17 protein-coding genes and 1 other RNA gene are annotated in these 22,550 nt (G+C 36.7%); 3 read left to right on the plus strand and 15 right to left on the minus strand.

Features of this window, described 5'->3' with window-relative positions:
* Positions 1-7: 7 nt before the first annotated feature.
* From ACWNMY_RS02315 to ACWNMY_RS02335, 5 genes are all read right to left on the minus strand, one after another.
* Positions 8-3,679, minus strand: coding sequence for a dynamin family protein (locus tag ACWNMY_RS02315; protein ID WP_449536674.1), 3,672 nt, complete (start codon positions 3,677-3,679; stop codon positions 8-10).
* Between the two features lie 596 nt (positions 3,680-4,275).
* Complete coding sequence (locus ACWNMY_RS02320; RefSeq protein ID WP_449536675.1) at positions 4,276-4,848, minus strand: isoprenylcysteine carboxyl methyltransferase family protein; 573 nt, start codon at positions 4,846-4,848, stop codon at positions 4,276-4,278.
* A gap of 1 nt (position 4,849) precedes the next feature.
* Positions 4,850-5,944 carry a type III polyketide synthase gene (locus ACWNMY_RS02325; protein WP_449536676.1) on the minus strand — a complete coding sequence of 365 codons (1,095 nt, stop codon included), beginning with the start codon at positions 5,942-5,944 and terminating at the stop codon, positions 4,850-4,852.
* 213 nt (positions 5,945-6,157) lie between these two features.
* Positions 6,158-7,237: a PRK06851 family protein gene (locus tag ACWNMY_RS02330; protein ID WP_449536677.1), complete on the minus strand. Its 1,080-nt coding sequence runs from the start codon at positions 7,235-7,237 to the stop codon at positions 6,158-6,160.
* 67 nt (positions 7,238-7,304) lie between these two features.
* A complete protein-coding gene (locus tag ACWNMY_RS02335) occupies positions 7,305-8,078 on the minus strand; it encodes an SDR family NAD(P)-dependent oxidoreductase (RefSeq protein ID WP_449536678.1) in 774 nt (257 codons plus the stop codon).
* Positions 8,079-8,560: 482 nt separating this feature from the next.
* On the opposite strand from ACWNMY_RS02335, the gene ACWNMY_RS02340 reads away from it, so the two are divergent.
* The 3 genes from ACWNMY_RS02340 to ACWNMY_RS02350 all read left to right on the plus strand — a co-directional run bounded on the left by ACWNMY_RS02340 (position 8,561) and on the right by ACWNMY_RS02350 (position 10,931).
* Complete coding sequence (locus ACWNMY_RS02340) at positions 8,561-8,716, plus strand: cytochrome c oxidase subunit 2A (RefSeq protein ID WP_449536679.1); 156 nt, start codon at positions 8,561-8,563, stop codon at positions 8,714-8,716.
* A gap of 92 nt (positions 8,717-8,808) precedes the next feature.
* Entirely contained in the window at positions 8,809-9,279 is a 471-nt protein-coding gene (locus ACWNMY_RS02345; protein ID WP_449536680.1) for a cytochrome c oxidase subunit II, read from the plus strand.
* Positions 9,279-10,931, plus strand: coding sequence for a b(o/a)3-type cytochrome-c oxidase subunit 1 (locus ACWNMY_RS02350; RefSeq protein ID WP_449536681.1), 1,653 nt, complete (start codon positions 9,279-9,281; stop codon positions 10,929-10,931). The genes ACWNMY_RS02345 and ACWNMY_RS02350 overlap by 1 nt, the downstream gene beginning before the upstream one ends.
* 287 nt (positions 10,932-11,218) lie before the next feature.
* On the opposite strand, the gene ACWNMY_RS02355 is transcribed toward ACWNMY_RS02350, so the two are convergent.
* The 10 genes from ACWNMY_RS02355 to ACWNMY_RS02400 all read right to left on the minus strand — a co-directional run bounded on the left by ACWNMY_RS02355 (position 11,219) and on the right by ACWNMY_RS02400 (position 22,407).
* Positions 11,219-12,736 (minus strand): carboxypeptidase M32, encoded by a 1,518-nt coding sequence (locus ACWNMY_RS02355; RefSeq protein ID WP_449536682.1) that lies wholly within the window; start codon positions 12,734-12,736, stop codon positions 11,219-11,221.
* Between the two features lie 30 nt (positions 12,737-12,766).
* Positions 12,767-14,695, minus strand: coding sequence for an ATP-dependent DNA helicase (locus ACWNMY_RS02360; RefSeq protein WP_449536683.1), 1,929 nt, complete (start codon positions 14,693-14,695; stop codon positions 12,767-12,769).
* A 129-nt stretch (positions 14,696-14,824) separates the two neighbouring features.
* A complete protein-coding gene (locus ACWNMY_RS02365) occupies positions 14,825-15,010 on the minus strand; it encodes a DUF3921 family protein (RefSeq protein WP_449536684.1) in 186 nt (61 codons plus the stop codon).
* 95 nt (positions 15,011-15,105) lie between these two features.
* Positions 15,106-16,248 (minus strand): THUMP domain-containing class I SAM-dependent RNA methyltransferase, encoded by a 1,143-nt coding sequence (locus ACWNMY_RS02370; RefSeq protein WP_449536685.1) that lies wholly within the window; start codon positions 16,246-16,248, stop codon positions 15,106-15,108.
* Positions 16,249-16,423: 175 nt separating this feature from the next.
* Positions 16,424-16,816, minus strand: an RNA gene (gene rnpB / locus ACWNMY_RS02375) — RNase P RNA component class B.
* 73 nt (positions 16,817-16,889) lie between these two features.
* The gene (gpsB, locus tag ACWNMY_RS02380) at positions 16,890-17,189 is read right to left on the minus strand and encodes a cell division regulator GpsB (RefSeq protein WP_449536686.1); all 300 of its coding nucleotides are present in this window, start codon (positions 17,187-17,189) and stop codon (positions 16,890-16,892) included.
* A 177-nt stretch (positions 17,190-17,366) separates the two neighbouring features.
* On the minus strand, positions 17,367-17,924 hold the full coding sequence (locus ACWNMY_RS02385) for a DUF1273 domain-containing protein (protein WP_449538370.1): 558 nt from the start codon (positions 17,922-17,924) through the stop codon (positions 17,367-17,369).
* A 127-nt stretch (positions 17,925-18,051) separates the two neighbouring features.
* Positions 18,052-18,288 (minus strand): CotD family spore coat protein, encoded by a 237-nt coding sequence (locus ACWNMY_RS02390; protein ID WP_449536687.1) that lies wholly within the window; start codon positions 18,286-18,288, stop codon positions 18,052-18,054.
* A 544-nt stretch (positions 18,289-18,832) separates the two neighbouring features.
* Positions 18,833-20,113 (minus strand): ribonuclease H-like domain-containing protein, encoded by a 1,281-nt coding sequence (locus tag ACWNMY_RS02395; protein ID WP_449536688.1) that lies wholly within the window; start codon positions 20,111-20,113, stop codon positions 18,833-18,835.
* 11 nt (positions 20,114-20,124) lie between these two features.
* Positions 20,125-22,407, minus strand: coding sequence for a DEAD/DEAH box helicase (locus tag ACWNMY_RS02400; protein WP_449536689.1), 2,283 nt, complete (start codon positions 22,405-22,407; stop codon positions 20,125-20,127).
* Between the last annotated feature and the right edge of the window lie 143 nt (positions 22,408-22,550).

The following is a 22,550-nucleotide window of genomic DNA, read 5'->3' on the forward strand; positions in this document are numbered from 1 at the left end:
GTTCACTTCACCCCGTCTGTTCCATATTAGATAGCGTTTGACTTACCATCTCTAGATTCGCAATATCAATATCTTCAGAAAGAATTTTAGTAACTCCTTCAAAATATTCTAGGGTTTCTTGCAATGCGTTTTCTTTAAGTGCTTGTAAACCTTTCGTAAGCTCCATATTATAAAACTCAACTAAAAGGGATTGATTTTGCTCAATGTAAGATACTACTGGTGCATCTAACAGATCCACTAACTCATCATGCATATGCTTTTTCTCATTTTTCTCGAAAAATGCCTTAGGATTTTTAAACATGGACAAGGCCTTTTTATATCGTGATTTATCCTCATCTTCCAAGCCATTCTTGAAATCAATTGTATTGAACTGAAGGTCTAGTGCTTCTGAAATACTCATATTTTTATTCTTTGTTTTTATTTGATCATTGATATTTGCTAATAGAGCATGTAATTTTTTTGAAATAAACGCTTCAATACGTAATGATGTTGCTCGCATTTCTTGAGCTAAGTCAAAGCCAACCGATTCTAGAAATTCTGTCAGACAAGACTGTAAAGCTTTCTTTAAATCACGCCCATCATCTCTTAAAGAAGATGGATTAAATGCTTCCTTGAACATGTCGGAAACCCGTAAATATACTCTTTGTTTGATATAGTAGCTAAGCTCTTTGATTTCTTGTTGTACTGCTTGGAAGGAAGCTTCTTCATCTGCCCCTATGATGAGTGACCTTATTTCCTCATGCTGTTCTTTTGCTTGCTTAAGCTTTGCCTGCTTAATACCCTTATCTTCCTTAGCAGATTCGATGTACGAGTTAATAATCGTTCTCGCTCGACCAATATCAACATACCCTTCATTTACTGCAACCTCCGTCAGTTCATCAATGACAAAGGAATTAAAATCGGCCTCAAAGCGTTCAATTCCGGATGTTTGTAAGATTCCCCTGTCCTTCCCGCTGTCTTCATTTTGTTTTTCTAGTAATGCAGCACGACTGGATACTGTATAAAGTCGTGGAAAACGAATTCCATAGCTTATAAGCTGCGACTCTACATAGTCCTTAACATCAGCTAACTCGTCAGTTGAGTTTGCTAAATCTGCTGCATTAATGATAAAGAACATCTTATCCATACTAAAGGTGTCCTTCACGCGACCTAATTGGATTAAAAACTCACGGTCCGCTTTTGAAAAAGCATGGTTATAATAGGTAACAAACAAAATGGCATCCGCATTTTTGATGTATTCGAATGCAACCCCTGTATGACGAGCATTAATGGAGTCAGCTCCCGGTGTATCCACCAATGTAATTCCCTGTTGGGTTAATGGACAATCATAATAAAGCTCAATCCATTCCACAAAACAAGCTTTTTCTTCGTTTGCGACATATTCATTAAAACCATCCATATCTGTAGTCAATGTGCGATCTAACGTAGTTGATATATTTTCAAACCCATTTAGAACCGCTTTTAAAAACGAAAAATGAGGTTTTTCCTTTGCTTCTATGGTCGCAATATTACTAATCTTCGACTTAATAATGTCAATACTTGCCGGAAGGCTATCCGATTTTTCACCAAATATGTGTAACGAATGGTTGATATCCTCCAACAATTGTTTGGCCGATTTAATTTTCACAAGTACGGTTCCGTGCTTGTGCTCTTCAGTTGGGAAGGTAATCTTATTAATCGTTGCTGTTGTTGGATTTGGTGAAACTGGTAGAATATGTTTCCCCATCAACGCATTTGCAAAGGATGATTTCCCAGCACTAAACGCACCAAATAATGCAACGGTAAAATGATTATGCTTCAAACGATATGCTTTGTCCTTTATATCCTTAGCCAGCATGGATAGACCGGTTATAGGACTAATTAATTGATAAGCCTTTTCTAAATGAGCGATCGCTTGCTCAGGTGATCTCTTACTAACTCGTTGACGTATTTTAGTCGTTTCTAACTCAGGTAATTGTACAGCTTGTTTTTCAATCTCACGTAACACATTTTCTGTTGATGATATTTCTACGTTTTCTATAAAACGTGATAGTAATGTTTCGACAGACTCGATGCCTTTTATTTCCGACTTTCCATTCATAATGTCGGTTAGGGTAGCCTGTATTTCAATTCGCTTCCCTTCAAATTCTCTCAATCTTGAAAAGGCTTCTTGATAAACAGCATATTTGCTTAACTCATTCTTCAATTTTTCTTCTTGATTACTACTACTCTCTTTCATTTGTTCAAGAAGTTCCTGTAAATAAGAAGTTGCTCTTTGCTTATACTTCTTTTTTATATAGCGGCTGACATCATCCGTAAAAGTTAAAATATATTCACCCGTTACACTAGCACCAGGCTTAATCAAGCTTTCAATCTCCTGTGGAGTAAGATTAACGACTAACTCGTTCCCAATAGGTTGTTTAGAAAGACGTAGATTGCTTGTAAATTCACCCACAAAGTCCTTCATATGCCACTCTAATTGGGTAGACATCTTATCCTTAACATCAGCAAAGAAAGTTTCTAAACGCGCTCCACGCTCTTTTTCCGTTTTGTTTTTTGAAAATAACAAGCCTACCTTGAAATCTGGTTGCATTGATTCAAGATACTGCTTTGCATACTCACGTGTTTGAAACGGCATTAAAATTGCATTCGATAAAATTGAATCAATCTCATTCATGAATTCCGTTTCCGTTTGATCACGTTCCCTTGCAAAGCTAGACAATTGTTCATTTAATTCTTGTATCTTATTAGGAATGAACTCCCGCTCAGATTCCGTTAATGTGTAGAGCTTTTCCTTAATATGTTCAAGTTCAGTTGCATTTCTCTCATCTAAAAATGCAATATGCTCTAAGATGATTTGTGTAGCAGAATGAAACACACCTTCAAGTAAAAGCTGTTCCTTATTTTGAATTTTATCAACAAGCAACTGTTTTACCTGCTGGAGTTGATTGTTACTGTTTTCTTCATCCTTAAGCGTTGTGTAGAAGATATCAGAATAGGCAACGTTCCAATTTTGAAAGGCCTCCTCCACACCTTGTTTAAACGTATCAAAACGTAGCTCCGACTCCTTGTGCTTATCTACTTGGTTGACAATTAAATACACTGTTTTATTTCTGTCTGTTAATTCTTTTGTAAATTGAAAGTTTAATTCTGACAGTACATGATTATAGTCCATTACATAAAAAAGTAAATCTGCCAAGTGTAACGCAGACTCCGTTGAAACACGATGGGCATCATCAGTAGAGTCAATACCTGGCGTATCCATAATCACTACTTGTTCTGGAAGCTTCATATTGTCATGGCTGATCTCTATGGATTCAATAGACTCCCCATCTTTTGCATACGACTTAATCACGTCATAATCATAAGGAGCAGGATATTCGATGATTTTGCCATCCCGATAATACACACGTGCATATTCACGGCCAGCTCTCACTTTTACCAAATTCGCACTTGTTGGAATTGGACTTGATGGTAAAAGGTTCTCCCCTACGAGCTCATTAATCATGCTTGATTTCCCTGCTGAAAAATGTCCTGAAAAGCCGATCATATATTCCGAAGTTTTAAGTTTTTTTAGTAACTGTAGAATTTTCGAACTACTTTCTACATCTGAATTTTTTTCAAATATATCGTGTAAGGAAGCAAGTCTTTTTAGTAATTCTTCCTTCGTTACTTCTGTTATCTGTTTTGTATGAATCATGTCAAATCCCCTTATTGTGCTAACCTAAAAATTTAGTATATGTAGTATTTTACTCTACAACCTATACTTTTGACAAAGCAGAAAATTTAGAAACTAAAAACCAAAAGTGTAAGACCTTCGGAAGTGAACGTCCACTATAGGCTGACACATCCATGAGCAAACGTAGATATCAGCACATCATTTGCGAGCCCGAAAAGCATAAGACGTTTTAGAATAGAAGGTGCTCTTGCCTTCAATTCAAATTGGCAATGACCTCTAGCTTTTTGAAGCACTAGGTTAAGGTGATAAATGGCTATGCGTCGGAACTGGATGACGAGAAATAACCTACAGTCTTAAAAATATATATATTTTCCTAAAAAACAAAAAGACCAGGTGTAATACCTGGCCATGACCTTCGGGATATTTCCCGTTATAAATAGTGGAACTATTAAATTCGTTTAGGTTTTGCAACATTTTGTAAGACGTAATACATAATAAAGCTGTAAATTCCTATTGTGGCAATCACAAATAAAGTAAGAATGATATTCACCAGCTTTCAACTGAGAGTGAGAATTATTTTCATCTATGATTCAGTTTATCAGCTATTATCATTATTTTCAATCTCTTTTTGCATTTCTACTTACATTGGTAATCAGCTTTTTACGTTGCATACCAACTAACTCGTATTCCTTATGAATCGTTAGTGCGCTTTCTTCAATTGGGATCCGTACGGCCATGATAGCAAGGTTTAGCAATGAAAAAGTAATGGCAGTTGCATATGCTTGAAACAACAAAGGGAGAATAGCGAACTCCAACGCTACTATCAAGTAATTTGGATGCTTTATATATTTATAAGGACCTTTTACTTGTATTTGGCTTGTGGGAAGTATCATAATCTTCGTATTCCAAAACACACCTAACGATTGTAACGCCCATACTCTAACAAGCTGCGTGAGAGCAAAGAAGAAAAATAACAAGGGAGCAAATGCAGATAACTCCTTTTGATAATAAGTAACTTCAACAAGTAAAGTTACAAAAAATAAAATATGTATTAGCACGATATATTTATAGTGGCCTTTTCCCACTTCATAGCCACCTTGCTCAAGGATCCATTTTTCATTTCTTTTTGCAATCCGCAATTCGACCATTCTTTGAGCAACAACCAACATTATGAATATCCAAAATATCATCTTATTTCCTCCACCGTAGAAGAAGTAACTCAGAGCTAAAACCAGGTCCTAGAGCTGTAACTAAGCCAATATCATCCTCATTTACTCTCTGCCTCTCCATAAACTCCTTTAGTACATAAAGTACTGTTACGGAAGACATATTGCCTTGCTTTCTTAATACCGCTCTAGGAATTTCAGTCATTGTACTTGGAATTCCAAGTGCAGCTTCATATGCATCTAGCACTTTCTTTCCACCTGGATGGGCAATAAAATGCTTCACTTCCCCTATTCCTAGAGAGTTCCTGTGTAAAAACTCAGCAACATTACCTGTTAACCAGGTTTTCACAATACTCGGAATATCTTTAGAAAAGATTACGTGTAGTCCAGTATTCTTAATATCCCATCCCATTACGTCCTCTGATTGCTCCATTAAAGTTGACTGAGATGAAACAAACTCAGGTAACACACCAGAAATTACATGATTCTGATGATCAACCTCATCTCCAGCGATACATACACATGCAGTACCATCAGCAAATAATGATGTACCAATCAAATTACTTTTGGAGAAGTCATTTTTTTGAAACGTTAAGCTACATAACTCGACAGCTAACACAATAATCTTTGACCTTGGAAATGCTTGACAATATTCAAAGGCTCTCGCTAATCCGGACGCTCCACCTGCACACCCTAATCCCCAAATAGGGATTCGCTTTGTATGAGGGCCAAAATTCATTTTATTCATGATTCTTGCCTCAATACTCGGGGTAGCTATTCCTGAACTAGAAATGAAAAATATTGCATCTATTTCGTTACTGTCTATGTTTTTTCGAAGTAAATTATTGTTAGTGAGGCAATTATGAATTGCATGAACTCCAAATTCTACCGCTTTCTCTATGTATGTATTATTTTTTTCTTCAAAGGTATGGTCTTTACCATACCAATCTAGTTCTTCACTAAAATATCGCTCCTCTATTTCACTATTTACAAATACCTTTAATAAGCGGTCAATATCACTGAAATGATTATAGAATAATTTCCTAGCAAATTCGGTTGTACGTTTTTGATTGATTTTATGTGGCGGATTATATACTCCTACTGACATGACCTTTGGCATGATAGCCATCCCTTCTCAAATACATAGATAATAAGGTTACTTTTACCAAATTCGGAATAAGTATGCAGAGAAAAGGCAAAATGATACAAAAAAAGCCTTCCCAATCAGGGAAAGCTAACGTTTCAAAGGAGTTGTTTTGTTGTTGTGCATTTATAGTATAACGCAAACATTTCAAACATTCACTAGTAAAATTTTGGTTTAAAATCTTAATTTTTAGAGTAATGTGCGAATGATTTCTTCTCTTTTCTTATCAATTGCCTTAAAATCCATGGCAGTCTTGTAGTATTCCTCAAGCTTATCGTGAAGTCGTTTTGCTTCACTTAAATAGTTTGTTCCAATTGCCATTTTATTTTTATATTCAAGATTTAAATCCTCAATTTCTTTTTTACATGTAATTTCAATGGTCGGATCCATGCATAATGTAAACATATCAACAACTTCATCATGCTCACGAAATGGATCAACTACATGCGGAGCCGTACCATCAACAATCGAAACTCCTAACTTAGGGATAATGATCATATCTATACTCTTTGGATCAAAAGCACAGTGAAAATATTCAACTGATAACCCATTTTGTTCTGCATGTTTTGCAATTTTCTTCATAAGTGTTGATTTTCCACTGCCTGGTCTACCCTTGATGATATAACGCTTTTCATAATCCTCTGTAATATTGTCGATAAAATTAACTGCACCCTTTGGTGTTGCTGCCCCAAAGAATCGTTTTCTTGTAGTCGGATTTTCCTCTGCTTCAAAAGGTTTGCTAAACATCGTTTCAATCAAGGATTGTAGTACTCCATCGGCTTTCTTAAAACTCATAGAGGAAATATAAATATCTTCACGCTTTAGATGAATTTTCTTTGCCTCCGCAAACGTCTGATAGGCATTTTCAAAACTCTTTGATATATCATCAGTAAGTTCAATAATCTCATCTTTATATTGAAGTAAGTATTCATCATTACGATATTGACCAAGGTCAATCACCTTTTCAACCACTCCAGGATATCTTGGTTCGATAATATGTGGTGCGGTTCCGTCTACAAATCCTAATTTTTGTTCAGGGATAACAATTCCATCTATAGATTGATTATCAGATGAACAATGTAAGTACTCGAGATCATAGCCTTTATCAATAAAAGCAAGGCCAATCTTTCTCATGAAGGTTGATTTTCCAGTTCCAGGTCCACCTTTTAAGATATAAAGAGTATCCAACCCCTTTAAAGCCTCATGATACAATGAGTAAAAACCTACACTTGAATTCGTACCTGCATAATAATTTTTTACCTTTGCCATAAATATTCCATACCTCCTTGTAGACATTCGCCTACATTACAGTATGGAAAAAGTGGAAATTGTGTGATTAAAATCCTCGAATTGTCATTCCACCATCTACAAAAATCGTTTGTCCACTTACATAGTTCCCTGCATCAGATGCTAAAAATACCGCTGGCCCCACTAGTTCGGGTAGCTCTCCAATCCTTCCTAATGGAGTAACTGCTACTATATCGTTCACATATTGTTCATCTTGAAGCAGCTTTTCTGTTAGTGGTGTTTTAACATACCATGGACCAATGGAATTTACATTAATACCATACTGCCCCCATTCCAACGCAAGTACCTTTGTCATTTGAATAATAGCTGCTTTCGTGGCTGCATATACAACTCCCGTTCGTAGTGCAACATGACCACCAACAGAGGAAATTGAAATAATCTTACCTCCTCGTTGCTGCTGTTTCATCACTTTTCCTACCTCTTGTGACATTATAAAAGCCGATTTTAAATTCGTATCTAAAATTGTTTGCCATTCTTCATCTGTTACATCAAATGCCTTTGAGCGAATATTCATTCCCGCATTATTCACTACTATATCTATTTGACCGGCTTTGGTTTGAACTTGTTCGACAGCAGCAACAACTTCTTCCCTGTTCGTTACATCCGTCGGGACGATATAAGCCTTTCTACCAAGGCCTTCAATAATGCCAGCAACCTCAACCAAATCCTGTTCCGTTCTTGATAATATCGCAACATTAGCTCCCGCTTCTGCAAAGCCAATTGCAATTGCTCTTCCTATACCTCTTCCAGCCCCCGTTACAATTGCGACCTTATTTTCTAAATGAAATGATGGTAAAAACATGCTTCTCTCCCCTTGCATAATGACATCCATTATTATTTCAACATACCATCAATCATTTCCTTTTATAAAAGAAAAATCACTATTAAAAAATAGTGATTTACGCTTTTTTACCATTATTTTTTTGAACATTGATTTCAATTTGACTAACTTCTCCATTCCCACATTTAAAACATCTTTCTTTGTTATTTAGTAAGAGCGTATGACATCTTGAACAATAGTATCTAATCATTCCATTTCACCCTTTTTATATAGAGTATGTTTTTAGTAGCTTGGCCGTTATAGCATTTGTCACAAAGTTTTCAAAACTTCCCCTACCCTAATGTGATAAAAATCACTGTTTTACTAATTTTTCACTATTAATATAGTGATTAGGTTAGGAATGAACAATTTGTGAATTGCTCAAAACCGTCTAGAATTTTATAAATTGTTTTGTATGATGAAATTGTAAAAACTTCATCTAACACTTGAAGGAGGTTGTGGGGATGGCAAAGACACAGATTACGAAAACAAGCAAAAAAATCAAAATCGAAGACGAGCGTACTTCCTTAAAAGGGACTTTAGCATCTGTATTTTTACTTGGACTTTTCTTAATTTTATCTTGGCTAGGTGTCTATTTCTTGTTCTTAGACAGATTGTAAAAAAGGAGAAGGCAACATAATGTTGTTGCTTGTTACATTTTATGAGAAATCAAATAGAAAAAGAATTGTGAAATTTGAAGGGGGAAAAAGCCGTGCATCTGCATAAGTTCGAAAAAATATGGCTCATTTTTGGCATCGGAATCCTTATTGTTTTCCTTGCTGTTGTTGGTGTTGGTGCCTTTGCGATGGGACATCAGCCAGCAAGTAGTATCAAAACCATTGATCCTGAGAAGGTAGCTGAAACAGCTCCATTTGATAATCCTGGACTTATTCATATCGAAGGTAACAAATACGAACTAAACCTGGTTGCTGAAGCGTTTGCTTATACACCAAACACAATCCAAATTCCAAAGGGTGCAGAAGTAACAATTAATGTTGCAACAAAAGATGTTGTTCACGGATTTGCGATTGCTGGTACAAACGTAAATATGATGGTTGAACCTGGGTATGTCAGCACTTATACACAAACATTTACAAAAACAGGGGAATTTTTGGTTTTATGTAATGAGTATTGTGGGGCTGGACATCACTTAATGATGGCAAAAGTTGAGGTGACCGAATAATGATTAATTCAAATGTCAGTGTAGACAAAAGAGATGGTAAGTTAGCAATGGCTCATTTTTATGTAGCCTTTATCGCACTACTATTAGGTGGTACTGCAGGATTACTTCAGACTCTTGTCCGTTCAGGTAAGTATACGTTACCTGCAGGAATAGGCTACTATCAATTGTTAACTGTTCACGGGGTATTATTAGCACTTGTACTTACTACTTTCTTTATTATTGGTTTTTTATTTGCAAGCTTAAGTAAAACAGCAGGCACACTTTCGCCTAAGATTCGTTTAACAGGTTGGATTGGCTTCTGGGTAATGACAATTGGAACTGCTTCAACAGCCACTACCATTCTATTAGGTGAAGCATCTGTTCTTTATACATTTTATGCTCCCCTACAAGCACATCCTGTCTTTTATATAGGATTAGCGCTAGTCGTTGTAGGTAGTTGGATCAGTGGTTTTGCCATGTTTACTCACTTTGGGAAATGGAAAAAAACAAACCCTGGTAAAGTAACCCCTTTATTAAGCTTCATGGCAGTAATGACGATGATCCTTTGGTTAGTTTCTACACTTGGAGTTGCTGCAACTGTTCTTATTCAATTTATACCATGGTCATTAGGTTGGGTTGATACAATCGATGTCTTAATTAGTAGAACACTATTCTGGTATTTTGGTCACCCGCTAGTTTACTTCTGGTTACTACCAGCGTACATGGCGTGGTATGTCATTATTCCAAAGATAATCGGCGGAAAGATTTTTTCGGATGCCCTAGCTAGACTATCGTTTATCTTATTCTTACTATTTTCAATACCAGTTGGCTTCCACCATCAGTTAACTGAACCAGGTATTGATCCAGCTTGGAAATACTTACAAGTTGTCTTAACATTCTTAGTTGTCATTCCTTCTTTAATGACAGCATTCTCTATGTTTGCAAGCTTTGAAATGTATGGAAGATCAAAGGGTGCTACAGGACTATTTGGATGGTTTAAGAAGCTTCCTTGGGGAGATGCACGTTTCTTCGCACCATTCATGGGTATGTTAATCTTTATCCCTGCAGGTGCTGGCGGTATTATCAATGCAAGTCACCAAATGAACCAAGTTATCCACAATACAATTTGGGTAACTGGACACTTCCATTTAACAGTTGCTACAACCGTATTATTAACGTTCTTTGGTATTGCCTACTGGTTAATTCCTCATCTAACTGGTCGTGTGATGACTAAAGCAATGAACAAGCTTGCAATTGTTCAAACAATTGTATGGACAATTGGTATGGCATTTATGTCGACAGCCATGCACTTTGAAGGATTATTAGGTGCTCCTAGACGTTCTGCTTTCTCAACATATGGGGATTCAATTCAAGCAGCAGAATGGATTCCATATCAAATAGCACAAGCAATTGGTGGTTCAATCCTATTTATTGGGATTATCTTAATTCTAGTAATCATTGTTAATCTCTCCTTCTTTGCACCAAAAGGTGAAACAGAGTTCCCTATTGGTGAAGTAGCTGAAGAAGCTGAAAAAACACCAATGATTCTTGAGAATTGGAAGCTATGGGTTGGGGTATTAGTGGTATTGATTCTAATCGCATATACAATTCCATTTGTAGACATGATTCAGAATGCACCACCAGGAGCTAAACCGTTCAAGAATGTATTATAAAAAGAACAAAAGCGCAAGCGCATCGAATAGGAAATTCTACTAAAGGGCTGCCTCGTCCTGTGGCAAACGCGGATGTCAGCACATCCTCAAAAATGTTATGCATTTTCTTCGTGCGATGATATGCTGTCGAAGCTTTCCTTCTTTCCTTGTCCTGTGCAAGTCCCACAAGGCTACCACGAGGGGCTAGGCGCTGGAACTGGATGAAGAAACGCTTATCTACAGTGAAAAATTTACTAATATTTTATCTACAAAACAAAAGCTACGAAGAAATCTTCGTAGCTTTTTTACTATAGTTTGTAGATTGCACTATATTTATCTTCCAAATACTCTATTAAATGCTTTGCATTCAATCCCTCTCCAGTAACCTCTTTAATAATTTCTAACGGCTTTTTAAGCTTTCCATGCTTATGTACATTCTCTGTAAGCCATTCCTTGATTGCTAGGAAATTACCCTCTTCAAGTAATTGATCAAAATTCGGTAAATCCTGTATCATTGCATTTTTTAATTGAGCAGCATACATGTATCCTAATGCATAGGAAGGGAAATATCCAAAGCTGCCTCCAGCCCAGTGGATATCCTGTAAGACCCCTTTAGCATCATTTTCAGGACGAATACCTAAATACTCCTCGTATTTCGCATTCCAGATCTTAGGTAGGTCTTTCACTTCGATTTCATCATTGAACAAACCTTTTTCAATCTCATATCTCACCATTATATGCAATGGATATGTTAGCTCATCTGCTTCAATTCGAATCAATGAAGGCTTTGATTCGTTAATTGCTCTGTAGTATTCCTCTAGAGATACAGAATCAAATTGTCCATCTGAATACTGCTTTAAGAGATCATAATTGGTTTTCCAAAATGCTAGGCTACGCCCTAGAATATTTTCATAAAAAAGTGACTGAGATTCATGAATTCCCATGGAAGTACCTGTAGCCAAATTTGTTCCAACTAAATCTTGTGAAATATTTTGTTCATAAAGGGCATGTCCCCCTTCATGGATTGTTCCAAAGACGGCAGTTCTAAAATCATTTTCCACATAATTCGTTGTCACACGTACATCCCCTGGATTTAATCCAGTTGCGAATGGATGAACAGTTTCATCTAGACGTCCCGCATCGAGGTCATAGCCAATTTTCTTAAGTATCTCAATGCTTAGCTCACGTTGTTTTTCTTTTCGAAATTCCTTAAATAGGAATGATGTGTCTGGTTTGTTTGTTGATTCGGTTACTGCTTTTACTAGAGGAACAATTTTCTCACGTAATTCCGCGAAAACATCATCGATTACATCTACTGTAACTCCTGGTTCATACATATCAAGTAGGGTATTGTATTTGTTCCCTTCATATCCCCAGTACCCAATAAATTTCTTCGTATATTCTACTAGCTTTTCTAAGTATGGACGGAACATCTCAAAATCCGATTTCTCTTTTGCTTCTTCCCAAACCGATTGCGCTTTGGATTGAAGGATTACATACTCTCGAAATTCGTTAGCTGGTACTTTTTTATTACGTTCAAGTTCTTTCTGACATTCTTCAACCACTTTTTTTGTAATCTCATTTAACTGTTGCTGCGCGTCAGGTTTGGTTAGTTCTGTTATATATGATTCCATTTCCGAGGACGTTGACATTGCAAATACTTCAGAAGATAACATTCCAATCACTTCAGAACGCTGATCTACACCTTTTTTTGGAGCTCCTGTTTGTAGATCCCAATACATAACCCCTATCGCTTCATTATAACTCGTCATTTTTTTGACTAATTCTAGAAATGCCATTTCAGTTTGTTGTACTTGTGCAGACATATAGATTCCTCCCCTTCTTTATGTTAAATACTACTCTTCAACCTTTGTTGGCAACACATTTTTTATTTTATCAATTACAGATACATTTACGGTTTCATCTACTAAAATACTTACTACCCCACTATCCTCACTTGACCGGATAAGTCTACCAATCCCTTGTCTAAGGCGTAAAAGCATGTATGGAAGGTCAACCTGCTCAGAAGGATTTTGGGATCTCTTACGTTTAGATTGAAAAACTGGATCATTCGGTGGAAATGGTAACGACCAGATTATCACATTTGATAGCGAAGGCCCTGGAATATCGAGTCCTTCCCATAATGAAACAGAGCAAAGAATGCTACTCTCTTCATTTTGAAAACGTGAAACTAGCTGACTAATTTCTTGATCTCCCTCAAAAAGAAACTCAAATGTATCTAAATCGCAATATTCTTTAAAAGTATGAAGCTCTTCCTTAGAATTGAATAAAAGGAGGGCCCTACCTTCTGTCTTTTCTATTTCTTTCAAAACAAAGTCTAATTTTGATTGGAACTTGTTTTCATTTTGAGGAAATACAGGCATTTTAATTGTCATTTGATTCTCATAATCAAACGGTGATTCCACAGAAAAGGACTGATAGTCTTTAATTCCTAAACTGTTTGCAATATAATCAAACGACTTATTTTCCGAAAGAGTTGCCGAAGAAAATACAAATGGAATCTTATTTGAAAATACTTTATCAGCTAAAATGGTTTCAACAGCTTGTGGCATGATGACCAAGGTATAGCTTTCATCATCCGCTTCAACCCATGTGATCGCATCGTTTTCTTCGCCAAATAGCTTTAAGGAATATTCCAGTTGATCTAAATATTCATCAACAATATGTAATTCGTATTGGTCAATGGTATAGGTCTCTGCTTCAAATACCAGATTATTTCCAATCTCAACAACCATTTCATATAGCTTCTTTGACTGATTTAGGAGACTGCTTGTCCGTTCAATATCCATCCGTTCAGAACCTTCAACTATTTGACTGTTATCTTTAAGGCTACTATAAAAGTGCTGGTTTTGTTCAAGTGTGTCTTCTATTAATTGTGCAAATTCCTCGCGAATATCATTTTCCAGAAGCCGAGTTAAGAGAGACTCTAATGTTGTTTCCTGGACACGATATGTTAACGCCTTTTGAGCAGAATACTCAAGGAGATGACCTTCGTCAAAAACAACACAACTGCTCTCCGGTAAAAACGGGAGCTGACCTTCCCTTTTTCTTGACTCCATTGTCCACACATGCTCCATATAAAAGTCATGCGAACAAACAATTAGATCAACAGCCTTCCGGTAATGGTCTCTTGAAAGTGTTAAACCGCAACGATGTCGCAAGTCACAAGAAAAACAGTCCTGAAAACTATCATATGCTACACTTTTCCATTCATCATCTGTTAAGGTAGGATATGTTTTTCTGTCCCCATAATGGTGAAATGCTTGCAGTGTAGAATGACTATGTACAAAGTCAGGTAACTCCTCATAGACCTGTACAATTTTTTCATTTGGTGTTCTGCGAGTCGTTTTATCTAGTTTTTGTAAACAGAGATATTGGTCTTGTGCCTTCGCTAGTCTTACATCAATGGTTAAGTCTAATGCATTTGCTATTTTTGCAATATCTCCTTCTGGTTTAACTAGCTGTTCGATTAAGGACTCGTCTGCACATGAGATGATACTTGGCTTTCTCATATATCTTGCATAACAAATTGCATATAGAAGATAAACAATTGTTTTACCTGTTCCAACACCTGCTTCTGCAAAAACAATCTCTTTATCCTTAAAAGCTCTTTCTAGCTGAAATGCCATAAAAATTTGTTCATCCCTGAGCTCAAAGCCTTGTTCGGGTAGGATGTCGTAAAACACATCCCCTATCCATTCATTAAATTTATCAAAGAAATTCTCGTTTTTTTCTATTTGAAAGGGTAACCTTTCTCCAATCATATGTAAAAACCCCCAACTTCAAGGTACGCGCCAATTTTTAATTATCTCTTACAGTAAGAGGTAAGTCAATAATGAAACAATTTTTAGAATAAAAGAAAACCCGCCAAATGGCGAGTCTTCAGCAAATAGTCACTCAGTTGTGTATCGTAAATAATCAACATCAATTGATGTTGAATGAGACATTGCTTGGAGAAGTTCTTTTTTTGCCTTTGAAATGGATTCAAGTGGATCAATTTCCGCTCCAATTTCATTTTCAAGTACTTTGTATGTACCGTTTAAAGCATCTTGAATTTTTTTAAAATCTAGGTAATTCATTGTTCATTCACTCCTGAAAAATATTGTAGACACCAATAAAGTATATGTCCTCTGAGGTAGAACTATTCATGAATTACCCTATTAAGTAATGTTGTTTATTTTACTCTTGGTGGGCGTTTACCCCAATACTGATAATAGTCTGTTCGTATAAAACCATTAAATAATTTACGTTTTTTAGTTGCAGGTTTTCCATACAACTGCTCAAATTCTGGGTGTGAGGTTAGCATATAAACTGACCATGTATCATATTTACGAAGAGTTTCCCCCATCACGCGATACATTTCTTCAACAGACTTTTTCTCGCCAAGTCTTTCCCCGTATGGAGGGTTTCCAACAATTACTCCATATTCCTTAGGCGTTGTAAAATCTCGAACCTGCATTTGTTTGAATTGAATGAGGTCGCCTAGACCTGCTTCCTCGGCATTATCCTTCGCGATTTGAATCATTTTGTGATCAATATCAAATCCACTTATATCAAGTGGTTGGTCATATTTGGCTAGGTCCTCAACCTCTTGCCTTGCCTTGTTCCATGTATCTTTACCAATCCAATCCCATGATTCTGACGCAAAATCCCGGTTAAAACCTGGAGCAATATTTTGACCGATTAAAGCTGCTTCAATTGGTATCGTACCAGAGCCACAGAAAGGATCGACAAACGGTTTATCAGGGGTCCAATTTGTCAATTTTACTAATGTAGCTGCAAGTGTTTCTTTTAACGGTGCTTCCCCTTGGCCAGCACGGTAGCCCCGCTTATGAAGTCCTACTCCACTACAATCAATTGTTAATGTAGCTACATCTTTGAGTAAGGCCACTTCTATTCGAAACAGCGGACCCGTTTCCTCAAACCAACCTGATGTTTTACGATAGTGTTTCTTTAAGCTATCCACGACTGCTTTCTTAACTATACTTTGGCAATCAGAAACACTGAATAACTTGGATTTTACTGATTTACCTATGACAGGAAATTCAGCATTTTCTGGAATATAATCTCCCCAATTAAGAGCCTTTGTCTTTTCAAACAACTCATCAAATGTGGTTGCTTTAAATTCACCGATTTTTATTTTAATTCGATCTGCAGTTCGCAACCAAAGATTACTTCTGCAAATGGCTAACTCATCAGCAACAAACGTTACCTTACTATTTTCAACCGTACATTCATAGCCTAAGTCTCGGACCTCATTCGCGACGATTGATTCAATTCCCATTGCAGCAGTTGCAATTAGTGTTACTTTTCCCATTCATGTTCACCCTAACTATGTACAAGCTTTGTATACTATAAAGAATATAGAAATAATAAATGTAAAGCAAGAAATGCTCATAAAAAATGCTAACGGTTTTAAAAGCAAATAAAAAGCCCTTCATAATGAAGAGCTTTACTTCTTTAATCATGTTTTGTTCGTTTTATCAATAACGTTCTGTAAGCCATGTTTTGTTCCTTCGTACTACAAGCGACAAAACGATTGTCTCGTACTCTGGTGGTAATCATCTATCTACAGATGGCGAACCATCTGTCCTTCTCCTCGTTTGATTCCTCGGAGAAAGTGCCCCTACCATTATTTGGGTTTCTCGCTCGTGGGGTTTACCTCGTTCCACTCTTGTAATTTCTTACAAGACTTCGTCACTGTGGCACTTTAAAGGTAGTCAAACCATATCCCTAAGGACTTAGGTTTTTTCCCTGCCGTTAATCCAGTCGAAACCAGACTACCCTAGCTTATCTTTTCGCTAGGCACGAACACTACGGACATCTCAGACCGTGCGAGCATGGACTTTCCTCTGCAAGTAAGCTTGCAGCGATTACCCGAACGTTATTAATGTGTGCAAACAATAGTATAGTAAAAAATCATCTTAAATGCAACAGTTTACACGTTAGTAAAGATTGTCAGTCGTACAATTTACTTCCAAACACATGTTTTTCAAGGTTTGATAGTCTTTTTAGAATATCAAAATTAGTCGTACCTGTTTGAGCCTGTGGTTGTTTTTTGTACGAGTCTTCTAGCTGACGCTTTAATCTCATGTTTTCTTGTTGAAGTTCCTCGATTTCCTGACTAAACGCTTCATAATCTTTTATAATCAGATCTAAAAACTTATCAACTTCCTCTTGCTTGTAGCCTTTCATGCCAGTTTTAAATTCTTTTTCAAGTATCTGTGTCGCAGTTAATTTTATTTTATCAGATAACAATTTTTTCACCTCGATACACTTTCCCCATTATTCCTACTCTATTTTTTCAAAAATTTCATGTATTGTCAATTTTAATTAGCTTACATTAAAAGGTGTCCATAGTCTACACCTGTTTTTAAATTCTCTAACATTTATCCTACTGTATAAAAAAAGTGAATGAATAAATGCCTTATTAGATTAAAAATCATTCTTTGAATACTGTTCTTCTTCAACTACTGCCTGTAGGTCGTAAGCATTTATGGTGATAAGTTGATAATTATCATTATCCGCTTTCTTTTTAGCCTCTGTGTACATATAGCGTGGGCTACCATCCTTTTCCTCATCATATAGGATTAGTAAAGCATCACTTTTATCTAGAAAAAAAGCATTTTTTAATCGAAATTGTGATGGATTATCATACTTTCTGTTTGTAATACTATTTACATAATCTGCTTGCGACAGAATCATTTCGTAATATTCTTTGTTCGTTTCATTCCAGTTTTCTTCCTGCTGTAAGAAAGGGGTAATAACAGCAAGCCTTACATTCGGATAGTCCTCTTGCAGCTCAAATATGACTTCAGCTCCCCAGAGTTCAACGCCTAGCTGTCCACTTATAATCACCCATTCCAAGCCATCTTCAAGTAGAGGAATGAGATGTTTCTTTAGAGCAAGTTTAATATAACCAATTCCCGGATGATCTTGTCCGAAAATTCCAAGTTCAAATGGCTTGTACCCTGTTATTGCTATCACTTTTATCATATTAGGTCTCCTTTTCAAGAGAAGGATCACAGGAACTATGTAAAACAGGAACCATTACAGTTCCTGTAGCATTTACGTTTTTTAAAATGTCTTTTCCATGTTACAAATCAAACTCGATGGTTAGTTATCTCCCCATAAATGGGCCTGGTGGTCTTGCTCCACAATTGAAGTGTTGATTTGATACTTCATTCGCAACAGACTCCGTGTGTGGGTAATAATGCATATGCTGATACATATGATGATTTACATGTTGCGTATGTGAAGGATGAATGTGTGGAACTATTGTTGTAAAACAATGGTGCTGAACACAGCACTTTGTTGGGTGAACAATAGGTTGCATTACATGTGGTCTTCCATTCATTTTTTTATCTCCTTTCCTTCATCTGTCTTACATTAATAGCCTATGAAGGAAGGGTAGGTCATGTACTAATCAAAACACCTATTTTTTAGAGGAAGTTTAATAAATGTGGTGAAATATCGAATTTCTTCGTTGGTTTGCTCTTACGGTCCTCACGTATTCAAGGCATACGCTCAAGTACGCGGAAATTAGACCGCCTTGAACTTTCGACGCACAGGACGTGCTAGTGTCGACATTGCCACAGGATGTGGCGGTCTTGTCGACGCGGACCTCTTCACCTACCTATTATTAAACACCAATTTTTTATGAGAAAAAGGCATAGGAGCCATCTTTCACTCCGGTTAACACAAGAACAATTACAATTAGAACAAAAAAGTATAGAAATAGAATTTTCTTATACATGTACTCTCTCCACCTAAAATAATATTTCCGTTACACAAAACACTATTTTACATGGTATTACAGGGTTCTACAATGACAAATGAAGGAAGTCTTAAAATTTTCGCATAATCGACAAATAAAATGCGAAAAACCGCTAATTTTGCGCTTACCCGGGTAATATTTTCTTACTATTTTGAAGTTTCTTCGTTAGTCTTGTCATTCTTTTCTCAAACTCAACTTCGAGCTTCGTATCCTTAGATTTTTCTCTAACGTCCTTTGTCTCTTGCCATTTTATGAATCCATTGTTAGCAAAATTCCATGCAGCTTCATAATTCTTTTTCGAATGCTCATAATACTTTGCTAGCTCAATGCTTGCAACAATCACTTCCTTATCATCGCCTTGTTCTTGAACCTCGTAAAAAAGCTTCATAGCCTCCTCTAGCCTATTCTCTTTTTTAATAAGAAATGCTAGGGCAAGCTTTGCCTTCATTTCCTTTTCTGAATCCATATCTACAACCTGTTCATATAATTCCTGTGCCTTAGACGTTTCCCCTAATGCCTCTAGCCACCTTGCAACCTCGTATTTATCAGATATATGCTGGTTCTTTTCTGTCATGATAACCACACCAGACAAATGAATATAAAGAGTGAGTAGTGACAAAATATCAATTTCATTGTGACGTAGTACCCCAAAAATACCGTCTGGCACTTTGTTTTCAACATAATCAAAATAGAGAATTGGGGCTAAATATCCGGGTACATCCCCTTCCCGTGTGATATCTAGAATGTTTTTCTCTACATTGGAAAGTCTCACAGATTCGAGTTTGTTCTTCCATAACCGTCTGGCTGCGTGGTATAAATCAAAATGTCCAAAATCAGGAAGCTTCGGTAACGAATCTCTTATTAATGTATGCCTTGTTTTTACCTGTGGCCAATCAAAGGATTTTCCGTTATACGTCACAAGAGTTGTATAATCAACACTTGAAAGAAAGCTTTGGTAGAGTGCAACTTCCGCTCCAGGGTTTGGTAAAAAATGCTGTGTTACTACCACACGATCATCTAGGATTCTTGCATGACCAAGTAAAAATATCGTGTTCCCCGCTCCCCCACCTAGTCCTGTTGTTTCAGTATCGAAAAAAAACAAATCAGACATTCGATGACCTTTTGACGATAGAGGATGATTCAATGATGAAGAATTCCACATGTCAATTACATCTTTTAATTTTGAAAAAGAATACAATCCATGCTTATAATCAAGTGGATATTCAACCTTCCTAACCAAACAATATGAATCATCAAAATAAAAAGGTTCAGCACCGAACTCTTTCCATTTATCTAAAAAGGGAATTTCTTCCATTTTAACAACAGGGACTGTAGACCTTGGTTTGTGTGGGTCTTCCTTGACAATATGATTTTTTAACCGATTTAATTTCCCCTTAAGTGACATAATAAACTCCTTTATGATTTCGAAGCTTGTTTTAACTTTTTAAGTAAACTTAGCGCATCTGCTTTTGCCCGTTCATGCAATACTTCCGTTCCGATGCAAGATGGGCAACCTGTCTCACACGTACATCTTGTAATTAGTTCCTCGGACTCATTGAGAAGACTTTCCATTACATCATAGACTTTTTCACTTAAACCAATTCCGCCAGGATATCGATCATATAAAAAAATAGTTGGTTGCTCATTATGAGCAGCCTTAACTTGTGGAACAACGTGAAGGTCGGATGGGTCGCACATTGTTAATAATGGAGCAACATGCTTCAAAACATTTGCGACACCAATTAACCCTTCTTCAATGCGAGCTTCACTAATCCCATCTAAATCTGACTTTTTTAGACTAATCCATGCAGATGAGGTATGAAGCTCCTCTTCTGGTAAATGAATTGGACCAGAACCAATATTTTCATGTGTTTCAAATTTAATTTTCTTAAAAATAGTTGCCATTGCCTGGACAGAAACATCTCCATACCCAATTTCCACGGTTTCTTTGGAGCGTTTCTTATCAACCTCTAGCACTCGAAGATTGACTGCAAGGTTTGCATCTGTGAAATAATCGACATCTACTTCACGTACAAATGCTTTCTTTTCTTCCCAATCTAGTTTTTCAACCTGATATTGAACACCCTGGTGTAAATAAATGGCCTCATCATGTAACAAAGTCATGGCACTAAATCTGTCCATTTCACCAATTACCTTTACCGCTGCAATATCTGTTTGATCAATAATCACAACATTTTCCTGTGAAGCCGATCGCAGGCTAATGTTATGTGCAGGAAAGGAATCATTCATCCAATACCATTTGTCTCCATTTTGATGAAGAACTCTTTCCTCAGTTAAGAACTCCAGAATATCTTCAAGTTCCAAGTCACCAAATGTATCTCCTGACTTAAAAGGCAATTCATACGCAGCACATTTAATATGATCTAGTAGAATTACAAGATTGTTAGGGTTAATGCGAGCCGTCTCTGGGTTTCTACTGAAAAAATATTCTGGGTTTTGAATCATATACTGGTCAAGTGGATTAGAGCTTGCGACCATAAAAATAACCGCTTCTCCTTGTCTACGTCCAGCGCGGCCAGCCTGTTGCCACGCACTTGCAATCGTTCCAGGATAGCCTGTCATAATACAGACCTGTAGTTGACCAATATCTACACCTAGCTCAAGTGCGTTTGTACTAATGACTCCATAAATTTCCCCATTACGCAGACCCTGTTCTATCTCACGTCTTTGTTTTGGCAAATAACCGCCCCGATAACCACGTATTGCTTTAGGACCAAGCTTATGCTTTACCAGCTCTTGAAGATATGTCAGGATAATTTCTACCCTCACCCTACTCCGTGCAAAAACTATCGTTTGAATCTTATTTTGTAAGAATTCACTAGCCAATTTTCGCACTTCAAGCGTCGCGCTTCGCCGAATATTAAGCGGTTTGTTAACAATTGGTGGATTGTAAAATACAAAATGCTTTCTCCCAGTTGGAGCACCATTATTGGTAATTAGTTCCATTCTGGTTCCGGTTAGAGTTTCTGCAAGTTCTTTTGGATTCGCAATTGTTGCTGACGTGCACATAAATATTGGACTACTGCCATAAAACTCGCAAATTCTCTTAAGTCTTCTAATTACATTTGCAACATGACTCCCAAAAACACCACGATAGGTATGAAGTTCATCAATAACAATATATTTTAGATTTTCAAATAACGATACCCATTTTGTGTGATGAGGGAGAATCGCAGAATGTAACATATCTGGATTTGTAATAACAATATGTCCTGCTTTTCGTACCTTTTGACGAATGTTAGCCGGAGTGTCACCATCGTATGTATAACTATTTATTGCTACTCCCATTTCCTCTATTATTTCATTTAATTCACTTTTTTGATCCTGTGCTAGTGCCTTCGTAGGGAACAAATAGAGTGCACGTGCCTCGGGGTGCTCCACAATTTTCTGTAGAACCGGTAGATTATAACAAAGAGTTTTTCCTGAAGCTGTTGGTGTTACAGCTACAAAATTTTTATTGCTCCTAGTTATTTCATAGGCTGAATGCTGGTGGGTATATAGATTTTGGATACCTCTACTATTTAATGCCTCTCTTAATCTAAGATCAATAGTAGAAGGCATGTCCATCGTTTTAGCAGGCGTAGCATCTATTGTATGCCAATGTTCAATATTGTTCATATATTGTGGATTTTCTTTTATGAGATCAATTAGTTCATGGATATTTTTTCGAAACTTCATTCATAATCACCTCAGGATTCTACCCTTTATTGTACAGAATAAATGTTCGTTTTTGAAGTGATTTGGTAAAAAGTGTTGATGGTATAATTTATCAAAAGACAGAGTAATTAAAACCGCCTTGACGCATCGACTTGATTTATTCG

It is taken from the genome of Ferdinandcohnia sp. Marseille-Q9671 (assembly GCF_976954385.1).

Bases quoted from the DNA above. Each gene is read 5' to 3' on its own strand.
- ACWNMY_RS02315 (WP_449536674.1), bottom strand. From the start codon at position 3,679: ATGATTCATACAAAACAGATAACAGAAGTAACGAAGGAAGAATTACTA.
- ACWNMY_RS02320 (WP_449536675.1), bottom strand. From the start codon at position 4,848: ATGATATTTTGGATATTCATAATGTTGGTTGTTGCTCAAAGAATGGTC.
- ACWNMY_RS02325 (WP_449536676.1), bottom strand. From the start codon at position 5,944: ATGCCAAAGGTCATGTCAGTAGGAGTATATAATCCGCCACATAAAATC.
- ACWNMY_RS02330 (WP_449536677.1), bottom strand. From the start codon at position 7,237: ATGGCAAAGGTAAAAAATTATTATGCAGGTACGAATTCAAGTGTAGGT.
- ACWNMY_RS02335 (WP_449536678.1), bottom strand. From the start codon at position 8,078: ATGTTTTTACCATCATTTCATTTAGAAAATAAGGTCGCAATTGTAACG.
- ACWNMY_RS02340 (WP_449536679.1), top strand. From the start codon at position 8,561: ATGGCAAAGACACAGATTACGAAAACAAGCAAAAAAATCAAAATCGAA.
- ACWNMY_RS02350 (WP_449536681.1), top strand. From the start codon at position 9,279: ATGATTAATTCAAATGTCAGTGTAGACAAAAGAGATGGTAAGTTAGCA.
- ACWNMY_RS02355 (WP_449536682.1), bottom strand. From the start codon at position 12,736: ATGTCTGCACAAGTACAACAAACTGAAATGGCATTTCTAGAATTAGTC.
- ACWNMY_RS02360 (WP_449536683.1), bottom strand. From the start codon at position 14,695: ATGATTGGAGAAAGGTTACCCTTTCAAATAGAAAAAAACGAGAATTTC.
- ACWNMY_RS02365 (WP_449536684.1), bottom strand. From the start codon at position 15,010: ATGAATTACCTAGATTTTAAAAAAATTCAAGATGCTTTAAACGGTACA.
- ACWNMY_RS02370 (WP_449536685.1), bottom strand. From the start codon at position 16,248: ATGGGAAAAGTAACACTAATTGCAACTGCTGCAATGGGAATTGAATCA.
- ACWNMY_RS02390 (WP_449536687.1), bottom strand. From the start codon at position 18,288: ATGAATGGAAGACCACATGTAATGCAACCTATTGTTCACCCAACAAAG.
- ACWNMY_RS02395 (WP_449536688.1), bottom strand. From the start codon at position 20,113: ATGTCACTTAAGGGGAAATTAAATCGGTTAAAAAATCATATTGTCAAG.
- ACWNMY_RS02400 (WP_449536689.1), bottom strand. From the start codon at position 22,407: ATGAAGTTTCGAAAAAATATCCATGAACTAATTGATCTCATAAAAGAA.